This window comes from Pseudomonas sp. MD195_PC81_125 (assembly GCF_014060985.1).
Taxonomy (GTDB): Bacteria; Pseudomonadota; Gammaproteobacteria; order Pseudomonadales; family Pseudomonadaceae; genus Aquipseudomonas; species Aquipseudomonas parakoreensis.
This window is the reverse complement of sequence record NZ_JABULD010000212.1, coordinates 1-3867: the sequence shown is the minus strand read 5'-3', so window position 1 is coordinate 3867 and position 3867 is coordinate 1. Positions and strand designations below refer to the sequence as shown.

3 protein-coding genes and 1 pseudogene are annotated in these 3867 nt (G+C 58.2%); all 4 read right to left on the bottom strand.

The genetic code is table 11. From position 1 onward, the window contains the following. Positions 1 to 145: 145 nt before the first annotated feature. Positions 146 to 880, bottom strand: coding sequence for an amino acid ABC transporter ATP-binding protein (locus HT737_RS09105; protein ID WP_042560754.1), 735 nt, complete (start codon positions 878 to 880; stop codon positions 146 to 148). 6 nt (positions 881 to 886) lie between these two features. Continuing rightward, positions 887 to 1549: pseudogene (locus tag HT737_RS09100) on the bottom strand (amino acid ABC transporter permease); the annotation flags it as partial. Continuing rightward, positions 1549 to 2295, bottom strand: coding sequence for an amino acid ABC transporter permease (locus HT737_RS09095; protein ID WP_182402283.1), 747 nt, complete (start codon positions 2293 to 2295; stop codon positions 1549 to 1551). The gene HT737_RS09095 and the pseudogene HT737_RS09100, both read right to left, overlap by 1 nt. Before the next feature lie 190 nt (positions 2296 to 2485). Beyond that, positions 2486 to 3412: a glutamate/aspartate ABC transporter substrate-binding protein gene (locus HT737_RS09090; RefSeq protein ID WP_182402281.1), complete on the bottom strand. Its 927-nt coding sequence runs from the start codon at positions 3410 to 3412 to the stop codon at positions 2486 to 2488. Between the last annotated feature and the right edge of the window lie 455 nt (positions 3413 to 3867).

The window sequence follows — 3867 nt, the reverse complement described above, 5'->3', positions numbered from 1 at the left end:
GGGATTTATCCCCGATCGGCTGCGAAGCAGTCGTCAAACCGGCAGATGCGGTTCGAGTTTGAAATGTTGGGGCCGCTTCGCGGCCCATCGGGGATAAATCCCCTCGCCACAAAGCTCCCTCGCCACAGAGTTCAGTGTGTTGCTTTTAGTGCTGCAGGATTTTCTCGAGGAAATGCTGCGCGCGTTCGGAGCGGGCGCTGATGTCGCCGAAAAACTCCTCTTTCGGGCAGTCTTCGATGATCTTGCCGGCATCCATGAAAATCACCCGGTCGGCCACTTTGCGGGCGAAGCCCATTTCGTGGGTCACGCACATCATGGTCATGCCTTCCTGGGCCAGTTGCACCATCACGTCGAGCACTTCGTTGACCATTTCCGGATCGAGCGCCGAGGTCGGTTCGTCGAACAGCATGACGATCGGGTCCATCGCCAGCGCACGGGCAATCGCCACACGCTGCTGCTGACCGCCGGACAGTTGCCCCGGGTGCTTGTGGGCATGCGCCGACAGGCCAACGCGTTCCAGCAGTTGCAGACCTTTTTTGGTCGCTTCTTCTTTGCTGCGGCCCAATACCTTGATCTGCGCAATGGTCAGGTTTTCGGTAATGGTCAGGTGCGGGAACAGCTCGAAATGCTGGAACACCATGCCGACGCGCGAGCGCAGTTTCGGCAGGTTGGTCTTCGGGTCGGCAATCGAGGTGCCATCGACGACGATGTCGCCTTTCTGGAACGGCTCCAGCGCGTTGACGCATTTGATCAGGGTCGACTTGCCCGAGCCCGACGGGCCGCAGACCACGATCACTTCGCCTTTCTTGACCTCGGTGCTGCAATCAGTCAGCACCTGGAAGTCGCCATACCACTTGTTGATGTTCTTGATGGAGATCATACGGCAAACCTTTTTTTGCAGACGCTTGACCAGCAGCGAGGCGGAAAAGCTGATGATGAAGTAAACGACACCGGCAAAGATCAGGAACTCGTTGGAACGACCGATGATGTCGCCGCTGGAGCGGGCGGAGTTGAGGAAGTCCACCAGGCCCACGGTGTAGACCAGCGAGGTGTCCTGGAACAGGATGATCGATTGTTGCAGCAGCAACGGGGTCATCTTGCGGAACGCCTGGGGCAGGATGATCAGACGCATGGTCTGGCCATAGGTCATGCCCATCGCTTGTGCGGCGGCCATCTGGCCTTTGGGGATCGACTGCACGCCGGCACGGACGATTTCACAGAAGTACGCGGCTTCGAACATCATGAAGGCCACGACGCAGGACGTGAACGCGCCGATCGGGGTGTCTTCGCCGGTGATCCAGCGCAGCACGAACGGTACCGCCAGGTAGAACCAGGTGATCACCAGCAGCAGCGGGATCGAGCGGAAATAGTTCACATAGGCGCCGGCTACGCGGGACAGCAGTTTGCTGGACGACAGGCGCATCAGCGCGAGGATCGTACCGAGCACGATGCCGCCGACCACGCCCATGAGCATGAGCTTCAAGGTCATGAGCATGCCGTTCCACAGGCCCGGGATCGCGGGGATGATGCCGCTGAAATCGAAGTCCATTATTTACCCCCCACGGAGATCAGGCCGGGCACCGCGACTTTCTTCTCGACCATGCGCATCAGCAGCATCAGGCTCATGTTCAGGGTGAAGTAGATCAGCGTGGCCAGGGTGAACGCTTCAAACAGGTTGGCCGAGAATTCGGCGGTCTGTTTGGTTTGCGCCAGCAGTTCCATCAGGCCGATCAGGGACGCCACGGAGGAGTTCTTGAAGACGTTGAGGAATTCCGAGGTCAGCGGCGGAATGATGATGCGGTAGGCCTGGGGCAGCAGCACGTTCCAGTAGATCTGCGGCAGCTTGAAACCCATGGCGCGGGCGGCGGATTCCTGGCCCCGCGGCAGCGCCTGGATACCGGTGCGCACTTGCTCGCAGACCCGGGCGGCGGTGAACAGGCCCAGGCACACGACGACGCTCAGGTAGGCCGAGGTGGTCGGGTTCAGATCCTGTTTGTACCAGTCCTGCAGGTTCTGCGGCAGCAGGTCGGGCACCAGGAAGTACCAGATGAACAGCTGAACCAGCAGCGGCACGTTGCGAAACAGCTCGACGTAGCACGTCGCGATGCTCGACACGAGGCGGCTCGGCACGGTGCGCATGACCCCCAGAATGGAGCCCAGCAGCAAAGCGATGATCCAGGCCACGACGGCGATGGCAATGGTCCAGCCCAGACCGGAAATGAACCAGTCGAGATATGTCTCGCTGCCCACGCCGGTGGACTTGAAGAACACGCCCCAGTCCCAGTTGTAATTCATTAGGGTCTCCCCTCGAAATCGATCGATGTACAAGCACCCGCTTGGGGAAGATCCTTTCCCGTCCGACGTTGAACGTCGGGCACACGCGATCGGCTCGAAAACCGCCAGGTCGAGTGTTCCACTGTAAAACCAGCAGGTAACAGACGCCTGAGGGAGGGTGGCTCCCTCAGGGGATAAGGTTAGTCAGGAATCAGATTTTTACGTCAGGCGCCGGCTTGTCGCTCGGGTTGGCGATCAGTTCCTTGACCTTGTCGCTCATCGGGAAGTTGAGGTTCAGGCCCTTTGGCGGAATCGCGGTTTCGAACCACTTCTTGTAGATCTCGTTGATCTTGCCGGATTTGTACAGGCCGACGATGGCGTCATCCACAGCCTTCTTGAAGGCCGGGTCGTCTTTGCGAACCATGCACGCGTAGGCTTCGAACGATTGCGGAGTACCGGTGATGACCCAGTCGTCCGGCTTCTTGGCCTTGGCTTCTTCGCCGGCCAGCAGGGCGTCGTCCATCATGAAGGCAACGGCGCGGCCGCTTTCCAGCATGTTGAAGGATTCGCCGTGGTCCTTGGCGGAGATGATGTTCATGCCCATCTGCTTGTCGGCGTTCATCGCTTTGATGATGCGCTCGGACGTGGTGCCAGCGGTGGTCACGACGTTTTTGCCCTTGAGATCGGCGAAGTCTTTGTAGGACGGGTTGCCATCCTTGTCTTTCTTGACCAGCAGACGAGTGCCGATTTCGAAGATGTTGACGGTGAAGTCGACCTGTTGGGCGCGTTCGGCGTTGTTGGTAGTAGAGCCGCACTCGATATCCGCGGTGCCGTTCTGGATCAGCGGGATACGGGTTTGCGAGGTCACCAGGTTGTACTTGACCTGCAGGTCTGGCTTGTTCAGGTCTTTTTTCAGGGCTTCAACGATGGCCACTTGAATGTCGTGGGAGTAGCCCACTGGCTTGCCGGAAGCATCCGCGATGTAGGAAAACGGGATGGAGCTGTCGCGGTGAGCGAGGGTGATGGTGCCGGAATCGTTGATTTTCTTCAGGGTGCCGGTGAGTTCGGCGGCGAAAACTGGTGTGCTGATCAGAGCGGCCGCAATGGCTGCGCCCAGGATAGGGGAAACGATGCGCATCAAATTTTCCTCGAATTGTTTTTTTTATGGAGCCAGTTCGTCGGCCCTTTTGTGCTTCGAATGCCTGACGGCTCCTGAAGTGTTGGCACGGCAGGCATTCGTCGAGAGAGTGTAGAGCATGAGTCGTGCCAGACCAGTCGATAGTGGCTAATGGCTTGATTTATAAGGTGATTAAAGTTTCGTGTCGGTGTTTTTCGATGAAACTGATCCGGTTATCCGAATTGACCGGGAGGTCGCGTTCGGAAATCCGAACGATCTTTAATCGCTGCTCTCGTATAGATGATCGCTCGAACCCGCATAACCTTGTAGCGAGGGGATTTATCCCCGATAGGTCGCGAAGCGGCCTTCTTCAGCGCAAAGGCGAGGACCGCTTCGCAGTCCATCGGGGATAAATCCCCTCGCCACAGGGTTAGTGGCAGACAAAGTAAGTCACGCAGCAAAAAGCCCCTGAATCT

Coding starts and splice junctions, on each gene's coding strand:
- HT737_RS09105 (WP_042560754.1), bottom strand. CDS start 880: ATGATCTCCATCAAGAACATCAACAAGTGGTATGGCGACTTCCAGGTG.
- HT737_RS09095 (WP_182402283.1), bottom strand. CDS start 2,295: ATGAATTACAACTGGGACTGGGGCGTGTTCTTCAAGTCCACCGGCGTG.
- HT737_RS09090 (WP_182402281.1), bottom strand. CDS start 3,412: ATGCGCATCGTTTCCCCTATCCTGGGCGCAGCCATTGCGGCCGCTCTG.